The 22,717-nt window shown below is 41.2% G+C and carries 20 protein-coding genes; 17 read left to right on the top strand and 3 right to left on the bottom strand.

Going from position 1 to position 22,717, the window contains the following annotated elements:
• Window positions 1-114 precede the first annotated feature (114 nt).
• The 3 genes from PCIT_RS12145 (at window position 115) to PCIT_RS12135 (ending at window position 2,328) form a co-directional block, all read left to right on the top strand.
• Entirely contained in the window at window positions 115-570 is a 456-nt protein-coding gene (locus PCIT_RS12145) for a hypothetical protein (RefSeq protein ID WP_010366817.1), read from the top strand.
• 407 nt (window positions 571-977) lie between these two features.
• Entirely contained in the window at window positions 978-1,874 is an 897-nt protein-coding gene (locus tag PCIT_RS12140) for a TolB-like translocation protein (protein WP_010366816.1), read from the top strand.
• Between the two features lie 145 nt (window positions 1,875-2,019).
• Window positions 2,020-2,328, top strand: a complete 309-nt coding sequence (locus PCIT_RS12135) for a hypothetical protein (RefSeq protein ID WP_010366815.1) — start codon at window positions 2,020-2,022, stop codon at window positions 2,326-2,328.
• Between the two features lie 70 nt (window positions 2,329-2,398).
• On the opposite strand, the gene ansA is transcribed toward PCIT_RS12135, so the two are convergent.
• Window positions 2,399-3,409 (bottom strand): asparaginase, encoded by a 1,011-nt coding sequence (gene ansA, locus PCIT_RS12130; protein ID WP_010366814.1) that lies wholly within the window; start codon window positions 3,407-3,409, stop codon window positions 2,399-2,401.
• 66 nt (window positions 3,410-3,475) lie between these two features.
• Entirely contained in the window at window positions 3,476-5,350 is a 1,875-nt protein-coding gene (gene sppA / locus PCIT_RS12125) for a signal peptide peptidase SppA (RefSeq protein WP_010366813.1), read from the bottom strand.
• A gap of 254 nt (window positions 5,351-5,604) precedes the next feature.
• Here sppA and PCIT_RS12120 point away from each other — a divergent pair, with 254 nt between their 5' ends.
• The 6 genes from PCIT_RS12120 to PCIT_RS12095 all read left to right on the top strand — a co-directional run bounded on the left by PCIT_RS12120 (window position 5,605) and on the right by PCIT_RS12095 (window position 11,341).
• Window positions 5,605-7,566 (top strand): FAD-dependent oxidoreductase, encoded by a 1,962-nt coding sequence (locus PCIT_RS12120; RefSeq protein ID WP_010366812.1) that lies wholly within the window; start codon window positions 5,605-5,607, stop codon window positions 7,564-7,566.
• Between the two features lie 105 nt (window positions 7,567-7,671).
• Window positions 7,672-8,376 carry an HvfX family Cu-binding RiPP maturation protein gene (locus PCIT_RS12115; RefSeq protein ID WP_010366811.1) on the top strand — a complete coding sequence of 235 codons (705 nt, stop codon included), beginning with the start codon at window positions 7,672-7,674 and terminating at the stop codon, window positions 8,374-8,376.
• Between the two features lie 83 nt (window positions 8,377-8,459).
• On the top strand, window positions 8,460-9,008 hold the full coding sequence (locus tag PCIT_RS12110; RefSeq protein WP_010366810.1) for an NAD(P)H nitroreductase: 549 nt from the start codon (window positions 8,460-8,462) through the stop codon (window positions 9,006-9,008).
• A gap of 161 nt (window positions 9,009-9,169) precedes the next feature.
• Complete coding sequence (upp, locus tag PCIT_RS12105; RefSeq protein ID WP_010366809.1) at window positions 9,170-9,802, top strand: uracil phosphoribosyltransferase; 633 nt, start codon at window positions 9,170-9,172, stop codon at window positions 9,800-9,802.
• Window positions 9,803-10,204: 402 nt separating this feature from the next.
• On the top strand, window positions 10,205-10,666 hold the full coding sequence (locus PCIT_RS12100; protein WP_010366808.1) for a GNAT family N-acetyltransferase: 462 nt from the start codon (window positions 10,205-10,207) through the stop codon (window positions 10,664-10,666).
• Window positions 10,667-10,723: 57 nt separating this feature from the next.
• A complete protein-coding gene (locus PCIT_RS12095; RefSeq protein WP_010366807.1) occupies window positions 10,724-11,341 on the top strand; it encodes a LysE family translocator in 618 nt (205 codons plus the stop codon).
• 635 nt (window positions 11,342-11,976) lie between these two features.
• Here PCIT_RS12095 and PCIT_RS12090 read toward each other — a convergent pair.
• Window positions 11,977-13,341, bottom strand: coding sequence for an ABC1 kinase family protein (locus tag PCIT_RS12090; protein ID WP_010366806.1), 1,365 nt, complete (start codon window positions 13,339-13,341; stop codon window positions 11,977-11,979).
• A 192-nt stretch (window positions 13,342-13,533) separates the two neighbouring features.
• Here PCIT_RS12090 and PCIT_RS12085 point away from each other — a divergent pair, with 192 nt between their 5' ends.
• The 8 genes from PCIT_RS12085 to PCIT_RS12050 all read left to right on the top strand — a co-directional run bounded on the left by PCIT_RS12085 (window position 13,534) and on the right by PCIT_RS12050 (window position 22,709).
• On the top strand, window positions 13,534-15,027 hold the full coding sequence (locus PCIT_RS12085; RefSeq protein WP_010366805.1) for a cryptochrome/deoxyribodipyrimidine photo-lyase family protein: 1,494 nt from the start codon (window positions 13,534-13,536) through the stop codon (window positions 15,025-15,027).
• 41 nt (window positions 15,028-15,068) lie between these two features.
• Window positions 15,069-15,233: a DUF2256 domain-containing protein gene (locus PCIT_RS12080; protein ID WP_010366804.1), complete on the top strand. Its 165-nt coding sequence runs from the start codon at window positions 15,069-15,071 to the stop codon at window positions 15,231-15,233.
• Window positions 15,234-15,589: 356 nt separating this feature from the next.
• Window positions 15,590-16,165, top strand: coding sequence for a transcriptional regulator BetI (betI, locus tag PCIT_RS12075; RefSeq protein WP_010366803.1), 576 nt, complete (start codon window positions 15,590-15,592; stop codon window positions 16,163-16,165).
• 1 nt (window position 16,166) lies between these two features.
• Window positions 16,167-17,642, top strand: coding sequence for a betaine-aldehyde dehydrogenase (betB, locus tag PCIT_RS12070; protein ID WP_010366800.1), 1,476 nt, complete (start codon window positions 16,167-16,169; stop codon window positions 17,640-17,642).
• Window positions 17,643-17,652: 10 nt separating this feature from the next.
• Entirely contained in the window at window positions 17,653-19,320 is a 1,668-nt protein-coding gene (gene betA / locus PCIT_RS12065) for a choline dehydrogenase (protein ID WP_010366798.1), read from the top strand.
• Between the two features lie 182 nt (window positions 19,321-19,502).
• The gene (locus PCIT_RS12060; protein ID WP_010366797.1) at window positions 19,503-20,720 is read left to right on the top strand and encodes a BCCT family transporter; all 1,218 of its coding nucleotides are present in this window, start codon (window positions 19,503-19,505) and stop codon (window positions 20,718-20,720) included.
• A 9-nt stretch (window positions 20,721-20,729) separates the two neighbouring features.
• Window positions 20,730-21,428 (top strand): TorF family putative porin, encoded by a 699-nt coding sequence (locus PCIT_RS12055; protein WP_010366795.1) that lies wholly within the window; start codon window positions 20,730-20,732, stop codon window positions 21,426-21,428.
• A 237-nt stretch (window positions 21,429-21,665) separates the two neighbouring features.
• On the top strand, window positions 21,666-22,709 hold the full coding sequence (locus tag PCIT_RS12050) for an NAD(P)H-dependent flavin oxidoreductase (RefSeq protein ID WP_010366793.1): 1,044 nt from the start codon (window positions 21,666-21,668) through the stop codon (window positions 22,707-22,709).
• The last annotated feature ends 8 nt before the right edge of the window (window positions 22,710-22,717 follow it).

Raw genomic sequence — 22,717 nt, 5'->3', positions numbered from 1 at the left:
AAATATAGGAACTTTTATTTTTAAATTTTTTTGTTTGAAATTTAACCAATCTATGTGACCCAAAACGGTTTGACTGACGTAATAATCTTTACACGCAATCATGAGATGTAAAAGATGCTTCATTATCTTGTAACAAGTCAAAACTATCCAGCTTTTATCAATGTGCAGCAGCAGGTTGAGGGGTTTGCAGAAACAGAAGATATATCGGCCCTATGCGGAAAGAAACCGCATCCACTGCACACATGGTTAACTAAGAATGTGATGAAGATTGTAAAGGTAGAGTGTTTCACGTTGCTTTCAATGGTGATGCTTGTATCGTCTTTGGCGTTCTATTTCAATTTGGCAGTAGGCGTTTGGGTACTACTACTCTTGGTTTCATTACTTTTCTCTATATGGGTATCTGGACTTGCGGGGTTTGAGTTATTACAGCATTATTTACAATGCCAAGACGCAACACAAGATAGTGAAAGTTTACTCGCTCTGTATATTGAGATCAGTGACCAAGACCTCCCTCAGTTAACCACGTTATTGGGAAACCCGAATCATATGACGTTGGTAAAACTTGACTGAATAAATAGCCCGTCTGTAAGCTGTTCATACAGTCGGGCCTATCACACCCAGTGAATAAACTATGACTAATTGCACGTATATCTCAGGCGCGCTTTTAGTGTCATAAGAGTTTGTGCGAAATGAAAAAGTGTTATGTTGATGGCACATAGTCTGTAAGGTTAGTAATGATATGGCACATTAAATGATAAACACTTCATTTCTCCATAACTAAACCACTCTAGTAAAAGCGTACAATTTCTTTTTGTTATAGGCCTAGCGAGAGGCCCTCACTCGCTATCATTGAGAAATCATTTAAAAATCATACATACGTCAGGACTCTTAATCTGATCTTGCATACATTGAGCGGCTCTTGAGCTGTATATAAGTGGTCGTACAGCATTACAAGCTCTGCAAGAAAGGAAATAAATATGAAAGTTATCTTGACGCCAGCTCTGTTGTTACTGTCTGCGTGTGTTGTAACTGATGACAATAACAATCAGGATAATATACCTGTTTTAGAAGGGCCTTATTTAGGACAGGAACCGCCGAGTCTTATACCCCAAATATTTGCACCAGGGTATGTTTCGACGCGACACCGTGATTTTAGTGGCTCCTTCACGCCAGATATGAAAGAGTTTTACTTTTCGCGGCTAAATGTTGATACGGAAAAATGGTGGTTAATCCGCTTCAAATTAGAGAATAATCAATGGAAAGAGTCTGTTGTAGGTCCTAGGGTAGGGAGGCCAACACTGGCACCTGATGGCAATACCATGCATTTGGGGAGCCAATACATGACGCGTACATCAAGTGGTTGGTCAACTGTTAAAAGTTTGGGGAAGTTGTTTGACCGCGATGATTGGGGGATCATGCGTTTATCTTCATCAATACAAGGGACTTATATATTTGACGATTATAAAAACCACGACGTATTGCGAATATCTGAGATGAAAAACGGTCAACGTCAACCGCCTAAGCTATTACCCTCACATATTAATTCAGGCAAGTGGACTGCTCATCCTTTTATCGCAGCAGATGGATCATACTTGATATGGGACAGTGAAAAGGCGGATGGTTTTGGAGATAAAGATCTCTATATTAGCTTTCGCCATAATGATGGCTCATGGGGCAATGCGGTTAATTTAGGGAAAACAATAAATACCGACGCAATGGAAGCGAGTGCTTATGTTTCTCCCGATGGAAAATATCTTTTTTTTAATAGAAGTCCATTAACTGCTAAAGAGGGTGAAGGCTCTGAGGGTGATATTTATTGGGTAAGTGCGCAGATCATTGACACACTTAAGGCGAAATCATTAACACCGGGATAGAGAGCAATCATTTTATGGGCGACAAGCGAATTTGTGTTGAGTATTTTTTAAATGAGCCGTGTTTAATCGCCATTAGTGTGTGGGTTTTCTGTTAGGTTTGCTATCATCCGAGCTGAGTTATTTTATTCATATTTGGAATGTTTTTATGAAGAAGTTGTCTGCTGTGCAAAAAAAACAACAAGCGGTTGTATTAGAAGTTGCTGACACATTAGAAGAGCAAGCTCGCGCAGAGATCCCGGGTATGTTGCAATGCTGGTTTAGTATGGAATATCACTTGTTTCCAAGCTCATTGTTGCTAAGGTTCCAATTCGACAGTGAAGAAATGATGCTAAAAGCTAAACCTGATCTTTTAAAGTGGCAAAAATTGCTAAGCGCAGCAATGATGAAAAAGGGTGTTGTGTTAAAAAATATGCGTCTACATTTGGTATTTACCCTTGAAGGGCCCGAAGACTAGTTTGACGCGTTTAAGTGCAACTTAATAAAGAGCCGTTTTTGGCTCTTTATTTGTTTGTGCCTTGGAAAGTTTAGCGTGTGATCTCGCCTCTTAGGCTATCTTGCATTAAATGTCGCACCGTTTCGAGCTCTAACTCTTGGCTAAATAAGTAATGTAGCTTAGCAATGCAGGCTTCTAGAGTCATATCGTAGCCACTAATGACGCCACAGTTTATTAATGCATTACCAGTCGCATAGCCGCCCATATTTACTTGGCCTTGTATACATTGGGTTAAGTTTATCAGCACCACGCCTCTATCATAGGCTGCTTTAAGTGCTTCTAAGAACAGCGTTTGCTGTGGTGCATTCCCCACGCCAAAACTTAACAAGATCAGAGCTCGAATATCTCCCTCTAGAATATTGTTTATAATATCAATATTGATGCCGGGGTAGAGATAAAGCACGCCAATTGGTTGTGGTGTGATTGGAGTGACTTGTAAAGCTTGCTCGACATAAGGGCTGAGTTTGCCTTCTTTTAATTTAATACTTATCCCTGACTGTGCCAGTGGTTGCAAGTTCGGTGAGGAGAATGCATCAAAACCGTCTGCGTGCGCTTTAGTTGCTCTATTGCCTCTAAATAGCTTGTTATTGAAAAATAAACTGACTTCAGCAATTGGGTAGTTGGCGGCCAAATACATCGCATTCAGTAAATTTACTTGGCCATCAGAGCGTAATTGAGATAACGGTATTTGCGAGCCGGTTACAATCACTGGTTTGGTTAAATTCTCAAACATAAAAGACAAGGCCGATGCTGTGTAAGCCATGGTGTCTGTGCCATGCAAAACCACAAAACCATCGTATTGATCATACTTTGCTTTGATATCGTCTGCGATGATCTGCCAGTGATAAGGAGACATATCTGAAGAGTCGATTAATGGGCTGTATTCATGAATATCAAATAACGGCATTTCTTCACGGGTAAATTCTGCGTTGTTTTTTACCGTTTCCGTAAGGTAGCCTTCTGCGGGTATGTAACCGCGGCTAGACTGTTTCATGCCGATTGTACCGCCTGTATAAGCGATATATATTTTTTTTCTTTTCATATAAAAAAGCCCAGAATCAATTCTGGGCTTAGTATATCAATTGTCATTGCTGATTGCAGCGAATGATCAATATGTTATCTGGCAAGTCATACACTGAGTATAAATACCATTTGGGTCGTTCATTTGTGAAAGCGTTGATAAATGGCGCTCTAAATCAGTGCTAACCTGGCCTAAGTTCTTTTCTAGTAACTTAAGTAAGCTAGATTGTGGAGCTAGCGCGCTGATAGTATCTTGTACCATGGCGGTACCAAAAATCTCACGGAGTAACTTTTCTTTCTCAGATAAAGTTTGCTCTATCGTAATAACATCATAAAAGTCTAAGTTGGCAAGTTTTGCAGCTGCACTAATGGCGTCTTGTTTGTCGCCTAAACTATCAACGAGGCCGAACTCTTTAGCCTGTGTTGCAGTCCAAACTCTACCTTGTGCTACTTTGTCGACAGCCGATTTTTCTAAGCCACGAGAGTTGGCCACAACACTGATAAATTTATCATAAGCGTTCTCAACACCAAGTTGAAAAACTTGCGCTAATTGTGGGTTAACGCCGCGAGATAGTGAGATGTCATTAAGCTCTGTTGTAGCAACGCCATCTGAATATACTCCAAGGTCGTTCAGTGCATTTTCAAATGTCATAAACAAGCCAAAGACACCAATTGATCCTGTAATTGTGCTTGGAGAGGCCCATATCTCATTTGCTGATGCTGCTATCCAATAGCCACCAGATGCTGCGACAGAACCCATAGAAGCTACAACGGGTTTGCCTGCCTCTTTAATTGCGAGTACTTCGTTACGGATGATTTCTGAGGCAAACATGCTACCACCACCTGAATCAATACGTAAAACAACCGCTTTAACCTTATCGTTTAACCGTGCTTTTTTTAGTAGAGCTGCGGTTGATTCTCCGCCAATCGTACCTGCTTTTTGTTTTCCATCCACTATCTTTCCGCGAGCTACGATGACCGCAACTTTTTCGGTAACTGGGTTTACAAAGTCGACTGGGGGGGTGATAAAGCTCAAGTATTTCGCAAAACTGATTTGTTTATAGCTTTTACCTGAGTTGTTTTCCCCTACAAGCGCAATGAGTTCCTGCTGTAATTCTTGATCGGTTTTTAACGCGTCAACCCACCCATTTTTTAGGGCATATTGTGCATAATCTCCCTTAACTTGTTCCATTTTAGCTAAGTAATTGTCCGTTGTTTCGTCAAAATTAGCGGTATCAAATTGTCTTGCTGCACTTATGTCATGTTTATATTGAGACCAAAGCTCATCAAGCCATAGTTTGTTTGCTTCTTTTGCTGACTCTGACATGTCATTGCGGATAAATGGTTCAACGGCTGACTTAAATGTACCGACTCGGAATATGTGCTGAGTTACTTTAAGCTTTTCAAGTGCCTCTTTAAAATAAAGTGGATAAGAAGCGTATCCGCGAATATCAATTCCTCCGTATGGGTGAAGCGATATGGTATTTGCCTTTGAAGCTAAATAGTATTGGGCTTGAGAGTAGAACGCACCATGCGCAAGGACTGTTTTACCTGAGTCTTTAAATGCCTCTATGGCATCCGCAATCGAACGCAGTTTATCTAAGTGCCCGCCGCGTAAATGTTTCAAATCTAGCAGTAAGATCTGAATTCGATCATCATCTTTAGCTTGGGTTATTACACGTATAACGTCGTCTAACAAAAGCTCTTTTGGTTGATCATTTGAGTTTGTGGCATCGCTTAGGGCTGCATCAAAAGGATCTTCGTATGTTAATTCCTCAACTAAAGAGCCTTGCAGGTTCAAACGCAGGACGCTGTTATTATCGATGATTATTTCATCATTGGTACTCGATGCACTGATGATGACAGCTGCAATGATCACTAAAAATAACAAATTCACAATAAGGCGACGAGAAAAGTTAAGGCCGTGCCATAGCCCTTTAAAAAGTTTACCAATTAAATTCAAAATTAGCCCTCAATCAATGTACAGGAGTACCTAAAATATTCTCTATTATTGATAATACCCTAGAATATATAAAGGTGTAATAACTAAAACGTAACGAAGTATTTAAAGACGTACAATCGTAGTATAAATACACTAATGGGGAAAAAATTAGACTTTAGGTGGGGTCAACAAATAATTTACTTTGTTAATTGGCTTGCTAATTCATAGAAAATTGATAATGTTGCACAGGTTAGACCAGTTAGCCGGGGCAGGTAATGTTAGAAAAAAAATTAGAATTAAAGCACACTCAACTACGTAATCGTTTGGTTATGGGTTCAATGCATACAGGGTTAGAAGAGGGATGGCATAATCGAAAAAGATTAAGCGCTTTTTATGAAGCGCGGGCTAAAGGAGGCACTGGGCTTATTATAACCGGTGGCTATAGCCCGAATGTTCGGGGTAAATTAACACCAATTGCTTCGTCCTTTAATAGCTTTTATGACGTAGTAAAGCATCGAGCGTACACTCGCGCTGCGCATAAACATGATGCTAAAATCTGTTTACAATTACTGCATGCAGGGCGCTACGCGTACCACCCATTTAATGTCGCCCCAAGTGCGATAAAAGCACCAATCAACCCCTATAAGCCAAAAAACATGTCGGTGGGCATGATAAAAAGTACTATCAAGGATTTTGCTCGCTCTGCAAAACTTGCCGAGCAGGCAGGCTACGATGGTGTAGAAGTGATGGGCTCAGAAGGGTACCTAATCAATGAGTTTATGGCCAATCATACCAACAAACGCAGCGACGAGTATGGTGGTAACCTTGAAAATAGAATGCGACTTGCTGTTGAAATAGTTAGGGCGGTTCGCGCACAAGTCTCAAATAAATTTCTGATTATTTTTAGGTTGTCAGTGATGGATTTGGTACCAAACGGTTCAACTCCAGAAGAAGTGACAGAGCAAGCTCTGGCACTTGAAGCCGCGGGCGTTGATATATTGAATACAGGTATTGGCTGGCATGAGGCCAGAGTGCCTACTATCGCGAGTATGGTACCACCTGGTGCATTTAAAGAAGCGTCAAAACGCCTTAAAGATGTGGTTAGTATCCCTGTTATTGCGGTCAATCGGATCAATACACCGGATATTGCCAATGCTATTTTAGAAGATGAAAATGCAGACTTGATCTCAATGGCACGGCCACTTTTAGCAGACCCAGAGTTTTTTAATAAGTATCAAGATGACCGCAGTGAACAAATTAATATATGTATTGGCTGCAACCAAGGGTGTTTAGACCACGTTTTTAAAGGAAAGCGTGCGACCTGTTTAGTTAATCCGCAAGCGGGTTTTGAGCTAGATTACCCATTACAATTAGCAGATAAAGCAAAAAATGTATTAGTGGTTGGTGCAGGGCCTGCTGGGCTATCAGCAAGTTATTATTTAGCCAAGAAAGGCCATAAAGTTACACTTATTGATAAAAACACCCATGCTGGTGGGCAATTTAATTTAGCCATGCAGATCCCTGGTAAAGAAGACTTTAAAAAAACCTTAGCTTTTTATCTCTCTGAGATAAAGAGATTGAACGTCGCTTTAGAATTAGACACGCCATTTGAAGAGAGTATGCTTACTCAATATGATGATATTGTGTTTGCCACGGGAGTCACCCCTCGGTTATCTCCAATCCAGTGCTCTGATGGTAAACAAGTTTTTGCTTATGACCAAGTCATTCGAGGTGAAGTTGAACTGGGTGAACGAATTGCTATTTTGGGAGCCGGTGGCATTGGGTTTGACATGGTGGCATTTTTAACAGAAACGGCAGACCAATCAATCGCTGGCTTTAAGTCTCAGTGGGGTATTGAGTGCGAAGCAGATACCGCAAAAGATCCAAGAAAACTCTATATGCTGAAGCGCAGCGCTGGTCGGTTTGGCAGTGAACTTGGCAAAACAACGGGATGGATCCACCGTCAGGTTGCAAAGCATCATGGCGTAGAACAAATTGCCGGCTGTGAATATGTCGCGTTTTCAGATAAAGGCTTGCTTATTAGAGTTGATGGAAAAGAACAATGGCTAGATGTTGATACGGTGATTGCATGTATTGGTCAAGTATCGAGTGACTCGTTATTTAATAAGGAAGCGTTGCCTGATAACCAACACGTTATTGGTGGCGCAAAACTCGCCAGTGCGATTGATGCCAAGCGCGCAATATATGAAGCATTGCAGGTTGCAAGAAAGATATAAGTATTAAACCTCATACTTTTTTCTTTGTTATGATGCAATAAAAGTTTTCAAAATGCGGTCTACACTGATAACTAAGTTTTAATACTCACTATCAAAAGGCCGCATATGCTGTTAAAAATTCACGCCCTTTATCAACTTACTTTAAAAAAGCTCGAAATATTGGATGGGATCCCGCCACTACTATTTCGATTGATCCTGGCACCGATTATGATCATTGCAGGCTTTAATAAGCTCAACCTCTCAAATGAACAAATGGCTTTTCCCGATACCTTATTGGCAGATCCGAATGTTGTTAGCTGGTTTGGTAATAGTGATTGGGGGCTGGGTTTACCGTTTCCTGATTTATTGGCGTTTTTAGCCGGTTGGTCTGAGTTTTTAGGTGGATGGTTAATACTTATAGGTTTATTTACTCGGCTCGCGGCCATTCCTCTGTTGTTTACCATGTTTATTGCAGCGACCACGGTGCATTGGCACAATGGGTGGTTTGCGATTGCCCCGACTAATCCAGATACCAGTGCTGCTCAGGTATTAGAGTGGCTAAGTATTCCAGGTGCACAAGCGAGCTTAGATAACAGTTTAGAAGTAGGAGAGCGGCTTGATAAAATAAAAGGGATTGTGCAAGCGCATGGGTTCCCTGATTATCTGTATGAAAAGGGGTCGATTACGGTACTAAATAACGGTATTGAGTTTGCGGCATTATATTTTGCAATGCTATTGAGCTTATTATTTGTTGGGGGGGGAAGGTACTTCAGTCTTGATTATTGGTTGAAGAAAGCGCTTATCCCAGACCCAGAAACGCAAATAAATTAAAGCCTTGTCTCGCTGTAGCGTAGCTCAAAAAAGTATATGGTGGTATCCTAAACAACAATCATTTCTCATAAAGGTTGGTTTTAATGGATGCCATCGAACTTCTAACAACAAGGCAATCAGATAGTAATTTATCGTTTCCTGGTCCATCAGCTGAGCAGCTTGAAATAATTAAAAAAGCTGCTCTAAAAGTCCCCGATCATGGTGGCTTAAAGCCATGGCGTTTTATTGTTGCTCAAGATGAAGCGAGAGACAAGTTAGGTGAAATATACTATCAAGCTGCTGTCGCTGAAGGACAAGAAGAGCGCATAGTGAACAGAGCGAAAGCGCTGCCACAAAGAGCTCCTATGGTGATCATTGCAGTAAGCCCATATCAAGAGCACCCTAAAGTCCCGCGTATCGAGCAAATTGAAAGTGCCGCATGTAGTGTGTTTGCAATGCAACAAGCTGCATTCGCTTTACGTTTGTCCGGTGTATGGCGCACAGGCTACTTTGCACAAAGTCCTAAGGTAAAGTCATTATTAGGGTTAGACGAACGTGACGAAATTGTCGGATACTTATATTTAGGTACTCCTACCGTGGCATGTACTAAGCCAATTAGGCACACGCCGAGTGACTTTTTCGAGTCGCTATAGCGGTTCAATTACTGTAATGGGTTGAGCATACGATACCCATTACAGTATTCAAACACGCAGTAATGCGCATAATATTTTATGCTTCTTTAGCACACCTTTGCTGAAATATCTTATAGAAATACCTTATAATAATGTCATAAATCATAAAATGGACTATCTCCATGGCATTACACATCATCGATCACCCACTTGTTCAACATAAACTTGCTCTACTTCGGGAAGAAGGGATCAGTACGAAAAGTTTTCGAGAGTTAGTCTCTGAGGTAGGCACCTTACTGACATATGAAGCGACTAAAAATCTGCCGTTAGAAACTCAAACAATAAAAGGCTGGGAAGGAAGTGAAATTCAGGTGGCTAAGTTACAGGGAAAGAAAATAACGGTGGTGCCAATACTCAGAGCTGGCTTAGGTATGATGGATGGCGTCATGGAGTTAATTCCGGCTGCTAAGGTCAGTGTGGTTGGTCTGCAGCGAAATGAACAAACACTTGAGCCGGTGCCATACTTTGAAAAGCTGGTAGGAAAAATTGATGAGCGCATGAGTTTGGTTATTGATCCAATGCTAGCGACAGGTGGTTCATTAATTGCGACAATAGATATGCTTAAAAAAGCGGGGTGCAAACAGATAAAAGCAGTTATTTTAGTGGCGGCCCCTGAAGGGGTTGAAGCAACTTTAAACGCTCACCCTGACGTTGAGATTTATACAGCATCGTTAGATAGCCACCTCAATGAGCACGGTTATATCGTGCCTGGCCTCGGAGATGCGGGTGACAAAATATTTGGTACCGTAGGTTAGAGTAAAATTACTTTACGTTAAACCACCTTTAAATTAAGGTGGTTTAACTATAGCTCAATTCTCGTTCATTGTTTTGTAACCGAATATCTCGAAACGCAGCACTGCATCATAATCGCCATGCTTTCATACCGTGCATGACGTTAATTTTCCCCGTTACTTATGATTTACCTAGAGCTCATATGGCTTGATACTCAGGTCTCTATGTAGCTTGAACATATCTCCACCTGATTAACGATTATAATGACATTAACGCTGTGCTTTATTCAATTTAGGTACACACCGTCGTACACAAGGTTGTTTCTGCTTAATACGCACTATCATGAATATAATTCTCTTTATTGTGCGTAAATTATTTATCAAAATAAGTTAAGGATAATTAGCTTATATAGTTTAAGGATAAGGATGAACTTAGTCGCAGCAAATGAGGCACATTTAGCAACAATAATGAACTGGTTTAATGATGAGCAATCTACCAAAGAGTGGGCTGGGCCTCAATTTCCTTATCCTTATGACAGAACATCATTTAAACACAGCTTGAGCCTGGACAAAATTGCTTCATACGCACTTACCAATGAAGATGAAGTGTGCGTGGCTTTCGGTCAAATATATAAACGGCTTGGGCGTTGTCATTTAGGTCGCCTTGCTGTATCACCTGAATATAGAGGCACGGGTGTTGCCCGTATTTTGATCGACAATCTGATAAAACGAGGCTTAGAGTTGACGCATACAAAAAGCGCATCGCTGTTTGTCGTCACCCATAATTTCAGTGCTATTAGAGCATATGAAAAAGCAGGTTTTCGATTTTCAGCCTACCCGGGCACCATCCCATACGATAATTGCCTCTATATGCTTAAGTCAGAATAACCCCCGAACTCATATAATAAGTGCGACATCGTAGTCATCGAATTTAAAGGAAATACCATGGAAGCATTACTGGCCGTATTGTTATTCGCGATTTCGTCTTCTATTACACCTGGGCCAAACAATATTATGGTTATGACGTCTGGAGTGAACTTTGGGGTGCGTAAAAGTATTCCTTTGCTCCTAGGCATATGTTTCGGCTTCGTCGTTATGCTTATTACTGTCGGATTTGGTTTTGGTAAGTTATTTGAGGTATTTCCAGCTCTGCAATTATGGATAAAGTTTCTGGGTACAGTGTACTTAATATATTTAAGCTTTTTGATTGCTTGCACGCGTAGTGATCTGCAAAGTGATGCGCAACAACGGCCACTTTCTTTTTTGAATGGTGCTCTATTTCAATGGGTAAATGCCAAGGCTTGGGTAGTTGCAATGGGCGCGATCGTGGCTTTTACGAATAGCGGGGTAGACTATGTTTATGAAAATATAATGGTTGCTGCTGTATTTTTAGCGGTTGGGCTGCCGTGTGTCGGTGTCTGGTTAGTATTCGGTGTGGTGCTAAAAAAGTATTTAAGCAATTCAATTCGACAGCGCTATTTTAATTATACGATGGCAGGCTTATTGTTGTTGTCTGTTGCGCCTGTATGTTTAGACATTATGACGCAGCTTACATCTGAGTAACGCAATGATCAGTTTCTCTAAAACAGTACTTAGAAAACAGTACATTAAAAGGACAGACCTTATTTTTGAAAACGAGCTTGAGCATTTTACGACTAAGGTGAGCTCTGGCTAAAATGACGTATTCTCTCTTTGAATACATGATTTCAAAACTCGCAGTTCACTCACGCCATTCACTGCAAACTATCGATTACCTACTGATTATAATTAACTTTTTTGTATTCATAAAAACCAAAGTATTCCTTTCCATTTACATTTAATCACAATTTTACAGCGTGTTTCTCTTTTGTACACTATTGCTTTTTTTTCACTTGTGCTATTTTTCGGCACAAAACTAGACCGTAGCAGTTAACACACTACTTTAAGATAGTTAATGAGAGCTACGTGGTTTAGCGGTTATTTGAAAATGTGTCGAGCGTTCAGCATTTTTAATTGGTAATAATGAGTTGAAAGGCATGTTTAATGTTTGGTAAGTGGTCGAATTTAATCATTGGGATAATATTTATGGTATTAGGCATACAAGATCAACAGGTTGTTTTTGGTATCATTGGACTACTTTGCCTGAGCGTGGCTATATCGACTATTCCTAAATTCGAAAAAAAAATAGCCACATGGCTTGCCGCTATAAAAATACCTAATTAACCTGCTTCATTACCACTTTGTGCAACGAAAAGACGGTCTTCATTATTTGTTGATAGATATGGTCTAAATAACTCAGCAACATTCACTTTAGCTTCAAGTTTCGCCGCTAATAAATACAACCCGGCTAGTTTTCGATGTATAAATAATGCATCTACAGGCGGTGTATGCCATTGGTCTTTTCTGTTATTAATAGACTGCCCAGCATGCTGAATTCGTTGAGCTAGGCTCGACGCTGAGAAATCATAAATACCGTCGTATTGAAGAGGCTCAGTTGCCAGTGAAAAAATAGTGGCTACTTGCTCAAAGTAATGCTCATCAATGTCTTGTTTAAAGAAGCCAATTTTCATGGCCGCTTGTCTTATTTTATGCGTGTCTTTTTTACAGGCTGCGTTTATCAATGCTAAATAGCCTTCACTTATCTGGCATGATATTTCGCGGGTAGCGCCAAAATCGAGTAGGACGATTTTTTGACTGTCTGATTGATATAAATAATTAGCAAAATTCGGGTCCGTTTGCATTAGTTTGAAGCTAAAAAGCTCCTTGAAAAATAACTCAATCAGCAACTGTACCATGCGATTTCTATTAGCTTGCGACTCTGTGAGCGCTTTATCGATTTCAACGCCTTCAACAAAGGTCATGGGTAAAATACTTTGCGTAATATGGTCAGAGTAAAGGTTGGGAATAATAAAGTTTCCATCGCCCTCTAAGAGTGTTTTGTATCTACTTAAGTAATTGGATTCTTTCAGGTAATCAGACTCAATTTTGAGTTGTTTTTTTACATCTTGGAGCAGGCTATCCAATTCGATATGCTTTGGTAGCAACCCTGAAAGCTTGATCACTTTGGCTACGTTGTCTACATCGGCATCAATTGATTCTCGTACACCTGGGTACTGGATTTTGATGGCCAACTTAGTCCCTCGTTCATCATAGGCGAGATGAACCTGGCCAATGGATGCTGATGCAAATGGTGTTAACTCAAAATGACTAAAGTTATCTAACCAATTATCGCCCCAGTTTTCTTTTAAAGTTTGTAGCAGTTGCTTGTTAGGCATTGGGAGTGCATTAGAGCGCAATTGGCTGAGTAACTGACTCAATTCTTTAGGTAATAAGTCACCCGCATCCATAGAAATGAGTTGCCCTAATTTCATTGCCGCACCGCGCATTTGGGCGAGTTTATCGGCGACATTCTTAAGGTTATTTGGGTGCAATACGAGGTTTGAGAGTTTTGGTTTTTCACCTTGTGACAACTGTTTAATGCCTTCAAGTGCCATATTGCCAGTGACTTGTGTTACCAATTGCCCGAGCTTTGATAGCCGAGCTAACCTTGTCGCTGGTACTTTTTTCCCTTTGTCACTATGCATGGGTGAAACTTCCTATATTTAGTTTACGTCTTCCGTTGTACGTCATTATGTCCCAAAACGCTCACCAATTGTTATGATTTTCTAGCAACACAAACAAATCTGAACTTTATAGCAATACGTATCATCTGTTTTGCTTTGACGTTTTCTGCCTTTTGTGAATAAGCGTGTTTAGCAGAACATGGAATATAAAATGTGAAGAATGCTAAAGATTTAGGCTGTAAGGCCATCAATATTGTTTGGTTAAAAAGAGACTTACGGTTAACTGATCATGCACCTCTAGCAGAGGCAATGCGCTCTTCATTGCCCGTGGTACTCCTCTATATTGTTGAGCCAGAACTTTTGAATGACCCACATTATGATGTTCGGCATTGGCGTTTTGTGCAGCAGTCTATTGATGATATAAACGGGCGGTTAATTGATGTATCGGTCACGGTACTCCAAGGGACTTGTATTGAATGCTTTGACGCATTGCTAGAGGTTTGGCATATAAATACGATTTGGAGTCATCAAGAAATTGGCTTAGCAAAGACTTTTCAACGAGACCTGCAAGTAAAGCAATGGTGTAATGAACATCAAGTGACTTGGCAAGAGTTCGAAACTGGCGCTGTCCGTCGTGGTATTAAAAACCGACATGATTGGGATAAAAATTGGCACAAAATGATGCGTGCGGCGATTGTAGAAATTGACGTGTCGTGCATTCCTTGGCTGAAACCACAGCATGAGGAAATCATCAAGCTTAATGTATTTTCGCCTCCTCAAAGCTGGCTTGAGCATAATAATGAATTTCAAACTGGCGGGCAAACGTGTGCGGAAAAAGTGCTAGGAAGCTTTTTTAATGAACGTGGGCAATCTTATGCATTTCATCTGTCTAGCCCTGACTTAAGTCGAGCTGCGTGTTCACGGATGTCAGCGTATTTGGCATGGGGCAACGTCAGTTTAAGGCAGTTTTATCAGCGCTTACTTGCACATTGGGATCAAAAAGGGTGGCGAAAGTCACTTATAGCACTGTCGTCAAGATTACATTGGCATTGCCACTTTATACAAAAATTTGAGTCTGAGTGTTCGATAGAGTACGCGCCGTTAAATCGTGCCTATAATACCTTTACGTATCAAACTGATGACGACGCAATACGAAGGTTTGATGCTTGGAAAGCTGGTAATACAGGCTATCCGCTGGTGGATGCATGTATGCGCGCTTTGCATGTGAGCGGCTATGTTAACTTCAGAATGCGAGCAATGTTAGTCAGCTTTTTATGCCACCATTTACAGCTAGACTGGCGCTGGGGCGCGCCACATTTAGCTAAATTGTTCCTCGATTTTGAGCCGGGTATTCATTATGCGCAATTTCAAATGCAAGCGGGAATGACTGGCATCAATACATTGCGTATTTATAACCCTATAAAGCAATCACAAGAAAAAGACCCGCTAGGGATTTTTATTCGCCAATATGTACCTGAGCTTCGTGAGCTGCCAAATGAATTGATACACACTCCTTGGCTACTAACGCCGATGGAGCAGACTATGTATCAGGTATATTTGGGCTCTGACTATCCAGAGCCTGTCGTTGATATTGTTGAATCAGGCCGGATAGCACGTGATGTTCTATGGCGTTGGCAAAAAAGTTTGCCAGCTAGAAAAGAAGGTGCGCGGATCGTGGCAAAACACGTGCAATCGAGAAAAAGGTAGCTGAGCACGATACGCAGGCAAGAAAGGCTGCAGGAGGTTAAATGCGTAATAATGGCAAGCGAGTAAAAAAAGCAAATTTACCGAGTAAAATATGCGTCGTATGTGGGCTATCTTTTAACTGGAGGAAAAAGTGGGAAAAGGTATGGCTAGATGTTAAATACTGCTCTGAACGGTGTCGTCACAAGAAGAGAGCGAGTGAAAAGTAAGTGATTAAACTCGGGGCAATGATATGAATCAAAGCCTTACTCTTATAATTATTGCGCAGTCGATAATAAAGCCATTACTTCACTCGTTAAGGGCACGCTGGCACTTACTCTATTTTGTGTATAACGCGTTTAATATTCACACAACTTAAATCATTCCACCGTATATTACTCACCAACAAAAAATTAACATCGACAGATGGTTGTCAATATTTTTGTTGAAATTCAAAGTCTTGCAAATTTAACTTGGGACTGAATTAGGGGCTGAGTTGTAACTCAACCTTGAAAAAGTATGCATTGTTGGTTAATATTTATTTTATATTGAACGTTCAATTAATAAAAACATGCCGAAAATTGGAATGGAACCTGTGCGCCGTCAACAACTCATTGATGCAACGATTGAATCAGTGGGGGAGTTGGGGCTACAAGGAACAACTATAAATAGTATTAGTAAAAAAGCAGGTTTATCTTCTGGAATAATTAGTCATTATTTTGGTGGTAAACAAGGGTTAATTGAAGCAACAGTTCGGCATTTATTATCGAGCTTAAAGCAGTCTTTGTTAGCGCAAGTTGATGAGTCTACCTTACCAGAACAAAGACTGATGTATATTATTGAAGCAAATTTTGCGTTGGTACAACAACGTGCGGATACCACACGAACTTGGCTGAGTTTTTGGGCTCAGTCAATGCACGATGCAGAGTTACATCGTTTGCAAAATGTAAATAGCAAGCGTTTAACGAGCAACTTAGCCTATTCATTTAAACAGCTAATGCCAATCGAGCAGGCAGTAGAAGCTGCGCAATTGAGCGCAGCAATGATTGATGGATTATGGTTAAGGGCTGTACTTAGTCAGTCCAGTAAAGACCAATTCAAACACAGCGAGCAACTTGCTAAACAGTACGTTACTACACTCATTCAGCAACATGGAGCTTAAAATGGCTACTTCTTTAACAACCCCTATCTATCAAAACTTTGTCCATGGGCGTTATCTTGCCAATCAAACTGGTGAATGTTTTGACGTGACAAATCCAGCGACGGGCGAAGTCATTTACCAAGTAGAAATCGCCGGCTCTTCAGTACAAGAAGCGGCCATTGATAGTGCTAAATCAGGGTTTGCAATGTGGTCTGCAATGACTCCGATAGAGCGCAGTCGTATATTGTTAAAAGCGGTTGAGCTACTTAGAGCACGTAACGATGAGCTTGCGAAAATCGAGGTATTAGATACAGGTAAACCATGGCAAGAAGCTGAGTGTGTTGATGTACAAACAGGTGCTGATGTAATTGAGTATTTCGCAGGGCTTGCCCCAGCGCAAGTTGGGCAACAGCAGATGGTTGGCAACGACTTTTATTACACACGAAAAGAGCCACTGGGCATTTGTGCAGGAATTGGTGCGTGGAACTATCCCCTACAAATCGCCTGTTGGAAATCGGGGCCTGCCCTTGCTGCGGGTAATGTTTTATTGTTTAAACCATCAGAAGAAACACCATTAGGTGCATTAAAACTCGCTGAGATATTTATTGAAGCGGGAGTGCCTGCTGGAGTTTTCAATGTAGTACAAGGTGCAGCAGAAGTCGGTCAATGGCTAACGGCACATCCTGAAATTGAAAAAGTGTCGTTCACAGGTGAAGTGGGTACGGGCAAAAAAGTGATGGCCAGTGCGGCAAGCACACTCAAAGACGTCACAATGGAACTGGGTGGTAAATCTCCATTACTTGTTTTTAACGATGCTGATATTACTGAAGCTGTCAGTGCGGCAATGCTAGGTAACTTTTATACTCAAGGCGAAGTGTGCACCAATTGTACCCGTGTTTTTGTACAACGTGATGTGTATGAGCAGTTTACCCAAGAATTAAAATCTCGAACAGAGCAAAATATTATCGCAGGCGATCCGCTAGAGCCAAATGTTAATTTGGGTGCGCTTATTTCTGAAAATCATCAAAAGCTCGTACTTGATTATATTCAAACAGGACTGAACGAAGGCGCAACGTTATTAACTGGTGGCAAGGCATTGTCCCCTGAATCGGCGCCGAATGGTTACTTTGTTGCACCAACCATATTTGTAGATTGCACTGATGACATGACCATAGTTAAAGAAGAGATCTTTGGCCCCGTGATGAGCATTTTAGTATTTGATGATGAATCACAAGTGATTGAACGAGCCAATGATACTCATTTAGGCTTAGCCGCAGGTGTATTTACGAAAGATATTCAGCGCGCGCACCGTGTTATTCACCAATTAAAAGCAGGTATTTGTTGGATCAACGCTTATGGCAATTCTCCAGCAGAAATGCCAGTAGGTGGATATAAGCACTCTGGGATCGGTCGAGAGAATGGGGTTGAAACACTCGATAATTATACTCAAACAAAATCTGTGTATGTAGGCATGGAAAAAATCGATAGCCCGTTTTAAGAGAGATAATATGACCGAAGAATTTGATTATATCATTGTCGGCGCAGGCTCTGCGGGTTGCGTACTTGCAAACCGCTTGAGTGAGTGTGGCCAGCATAAGGTGCTCTTACTTGAGACGGGTGGAAGCGATAAGAGTATTTTTATTCAAATGCCTACCGCACTGTCTATTCCAATGAATTCAGATAAGTATGCATGGCAGTTTCATACCGAAGAAGAGCCGTATCTAGATAATCGTAAAATGCACTGTCCGCGTGGAAAAGTGCTCGGTGGCTCTTCATCAATAAACGGCATGGTGTATGTACGTGGCCATGCAAAAGATTTTGATGAATGGCAACAGCATGGCGCACAAGGGTGGGATTATCAGGCATGTTTACCGTATTTCAAAAAGGCAGAGTCGTGGTATTTAGGTAACACTGAGCATCGCGGTTCACAAGGGCCGCTTGGCGTAAACAACGGTAACGAAATGGAAAATCCACTATATCGTGTGTTTATAGAGGCAGGCCAACAAGCCGGTTATGCTAAAGCCAATGATTATAATGGTGCACAGCAAGAGGGCTTTGGCCCGATGCACATGACAGTTAAAAATGGCCGTCGTTGCTCAGCAAGCCGCGCATATCTAGACCCGATTAAATCAAGAAAGAACCTCACCATAGTGACTGGTGCGAAGGCACAGCGAGTTATACTTGAAAATAAACGCGCCACAGGGGTTGAATATAAAGTTGGCAATAAACTTGAGGTTGCCACTGCAAGAAAAGACGTTATTTTAAGTGCTGGGCCAATTGGTTCGCCGCACTTACTTCAACTGTCAGGCATTGGTGATAAAGATGTGCTGAGTAAAGCGGGTATTGAACTACAGCATGACTTACCGGGAGTAGGCCAAAACTTGCAGGATCATTTAGAGTTTTACTTCCAATATAAATGTAAGCAGCCTATTACTTTAAATGGCAAGCTTGGGCTCATCTCAAAAGGCATGATCGGCGCTAGGTGGTTGTTAAACAAAAGTGGCTTAGGTGCAACGAATCACTTTGAATCATGCGCGTTTATTCGCTCAAAACCGGGCGTTGAATGGCCTGATATCCAATACCACTTTTTGCCTGCTGCCATTCGTTATGATGGAAAAAGTGCTTTTGCTGGTCATGGCTTTCAGGTTCATGTTGGCCACAATAAGCCAAATAGTCGCGGAGCGGTAACCATTGCTTCAAACGATCCCGATGTCGCACCTAAAATTCAGTTTAATTATTTACAAGACCAAGCTGATATTGAAGGATTTAGAGCGTGTGTGCGCCTTACGAGAGAGATCATCGAGCAAAGTGCTTTTGATGATTACCGTGATGACGAAATTCAGCCTGGTAAACATATTCAAACTGATGAACAAATCGACACTTTTGTTCGTCAAGCTGTGGAAAGTGCTTATCACCCTTCATGCTCATGCAAAATGGGTGAAGATGATATGGCGGTGGTTGACTCACATACAAGAGTACATGGCATTGATGGCTTACGCGTTGTTGATTCGTCTATCTTTCCGACTATTCCTAATGGCAACTTAAACGCTCCGACAATTATGGTGGCAGAAAAAGCAGCAGACCATATTTTAGGTAACCCGCTATTACCAAGCCTCAATGCGAATGTCGCTATTGGGGAAAAATGGGAGAAGGTGCAACGCAGCCCAGAGCTGTAATTACAAAGGTTAAATGAATTTGCCAGCTGCTTGGCGAGGTAAGTCAAGCAGTGCTTGTGGTGGCGTACGGGTAAATAGGTTACCTATGTTGAAGTGATGTAGTTCAACAATAAAGTATTGATGCAAGCAAAATAATAACGGAGAAACAATGAGTTACTTTTACTTGTTTTGGGAGGGTGACAATGACCTTATGGCTTAGTATAGGTATCATTTTCACCCTTTTAGCAATCGTAACAATTTTGTATAAATGGGGTAATTTACAGTGTATAGGTGTAACGCCTGTAAAAACATTTACCTTTATCGCTATCTTATTTACATCCGGCCTTGATGTCGGGTTAATTATGTTTCCATTGACTGAGTTTGCGGGTTACGCAGACATAAAAGCAAGCCCAGAGTATGCTTTTGCAAATCCGTTGGCCATTGAATTCGGCTATTGGGGATTTCTGATCTGGGGGTTTTACTTCCTTACCTGTTTTTATTTCTGCGTAATAGAACCTAAGGTTAAATTTTTCGAAATACCTTGGGTTAAACTACTGAACAACGTGATCATTATTGGCACATGTGCGTTTACTGCTTACCTATTATTGTCTAATCTGCCTTGGTATTTACCAGAGCTTGGAGATGGCAGTACCATTATTCCTGCATTTTACTTATTGGTTTTTGCGGCGATATGCTTTGCGGTATATTCAAGCACAAGCTTGAAGTATGTACGTTTTTTAAGTGTTGCGACCACGTGGCTGTTTATTGCTTTAATTGTATTCATGTGGAGCGCAGTATTCATATTTGATGATAGTTCTGTTGCTGACTTTATCGGTCAACTAGGTTTGATTGGTGAATATTTCACTAATATTGAACAGTTTGTTTTACCGCTCAATGACTATCATGAGTTCTACCTATTTTGGTGGTTCGCTTGGAGTATTATGATTGGTCAATTCACATCTCGTTTTGTGGGGGGACTGAAGACCTATCAAGTACTTGGCGCAATGTTGATATTCCCATCGATCCCAATTGCCTTATGGTTTGGTGTGCTTTATCACTACCACGAAGCTGGTATTTCAACCGCTGGTATTAAAAACTTTGCAATGGTGTTTGTTGGGGTCGTGTTTGTGATCAACTCGCTTGATTCATTGATCCGCCTTTATACAGATAACTTAAACCTCACCGTAAAGCGATTAGGTATGCGTAATTATATGATTTTTAATATTGTCGCATTATCATTATTAACACTATTATTTAAGCTTGAATTTATCCAAATCCAATGGGTCGGTGCATTGGTCATTGGCTTGTTCTTATCCTGTGCTATGTATATAGGATACAGCAAGTTTAATGCAGTGAGACGAATTGAGAGTTCGCCTCAAGATAACACAATTGATTACAGTAAAATTGAAACAGCTAGCTAAGGAACCATTATGACAACAACGAGAAAAATTATTTTTACTGCGCTAGCATTGGCTTCGACTAACGCGATGGCCGATTGGTCAACAACCGTTACTGGCGTGTCAGATTATACCTTTAATGGTGTGAGTCAAACGCAAAATGATCCAGCACTGCAAGGCAGCTTAGATTATGCCTTTGATGATGGTTTGTATGCAGGCTCTTGGGCATCAACGGTGGATTTTGCTGATGACACAAACCTTGAATGGGACTTCTATGTAGGTAAGTTTGTCACATTGAATGACCGTTGGAGTGTTGATTATGGCCTAGCGTATTACAGCTATCATGGTGACAGCAATTCAAGTGATGGTAATTACTTTGAAGCGTATACCAAGGTGGGCTTTGCTAACGAGCTGGGTCACACTGAATTTAACGTTTGGTATAGTTGGGATTACTTTGGCACAGGTGCAAAGCAAGTTATTGGTATGGTTGCACACAGTGTTGAAATAAGTGAAGGCCACACTTTGCGTGCAAGCTTTGATGTGTCAAACTCACTAGATGGTGACAAGTTTATGTGGGATGTGGGTGATAAATCTTATTACCATTATCGCTTAGCGTATCAAACGACCATTGAGGGCTTTAACGTCGAAATCGCAGCAGAAAACACCAGCTTAGATTATGACAGTGCAGATGAACGTATTGTTTTCTCTTTGGCGCGTACGTTCTCGCTATAAAAGTTAGGATGCGCTATTGCCATAAAGTCAGATAAGGGTCGCGAGACTTTGGCTGCAATAAATAAGTATCTGAAAAAGGCCAAGCATCTGCTTGGCCTTTTTTATGTAACCCGTTTAAATGACACTGTATAATCATGCGACCAGCTGCAATGTCACAACACATGATGGCGTTGCGACTAACACGAATTAAGTGGGATTTAGGATTTCTATGTAGGGTTTTAATAAGGACATACAATAATGACTGAGAGCACCATTAACTTACTTGGTACGCAATACCCTTTAATACAAGCGCCGATGGCCGGTGTACAAGATAGTAAACTTGCCATTGCGGTGAGTGAAGCGGGTGGATTAGGGTCCGTGCCCTGTGGGATGTTAAGCATTGAGCAAATCGTGCATGAAATTAAAATGATGGAGTCAGCAACTAACAAACCATTCAACTTGAACTTTTTTTGCCATAAGCCAGAGCCTTATGATTCTATTCGCCAGAATAAATGGCAAAAACGATTACAGCCTTACTTTACCGAGCTGGGGGCTGAAATTAACTCCAATGACAAACAGGCAAGTCGGATGCCTTTTAGCCATGATATTGCTGATGCAATTGAGCCTTTTAAACCCCAGCTTATTAGTTTCCATTTTGGCTTACCAGGCAAAGACCTTATGCAGCGTATAAAGGGGTGGGGCGGTAAAGTCATTTCGTCTGCGACGACCGCTGAAGAAGCGGCTTGGTTAGAGGCCAATGGCGCTGATGGAATAATTGCACAAGGGTTAGAGGCGGGTGGTCATCGAGGGATGTTTTTGTCAACGAGCCTATCAAAGCAAACAACAATGACGGCACTGCTTCCGCAAATTTTAAGCTCTGTGAATTTGCCTGTCATAGCTGCTGGGGGGATCACCAATAACGATGAGGTAAAGAATGCCTTAGCGTTAGGAGCCAGTGCCGTTCAGGTAGGTACGGCGTATTTATTGTGCACAGAAGCAACCACATCAGACTTGCATCGTGATGCGATAAAAAATAGAGAAAGAAGTGAGACGGCGGTTACAAATATATTTTCTGGAAAGCCAGCGCGAGGCATTATTAATCGAGCAATGAAAGAGGTTGGTTTGATGAGTGAATTAGCGCCAGGCTTTCCCCATACCTCTATTGAAATGTCTCAACTACGTCTTCATAGTCAAAAGCTTGGGCGTGATGACTTTATTCCGTTATGGTGTGGAGAAAATATGGAAAGTTGTAGCGAAGCGTGTGCAAGCGTTATCACAAAACAGCTAGTATATGGTTTATAAAGAGAAGC

Source organism: Pseudoalteromonas citrea (assembly GCF_000238375.3).
In the GTDB taxonomy this organism is placed as follows: domain Bacteria; phylum Pseudomonadota; class Gammaproteobacteria; order Enterobacterales; family Alteromonadaceae; genus Pseudoalteromonas; species Pseudoalteromonas citrea.
This window is presented reverse-complemented; position numbering and strand designations above follow the sequence as displayed.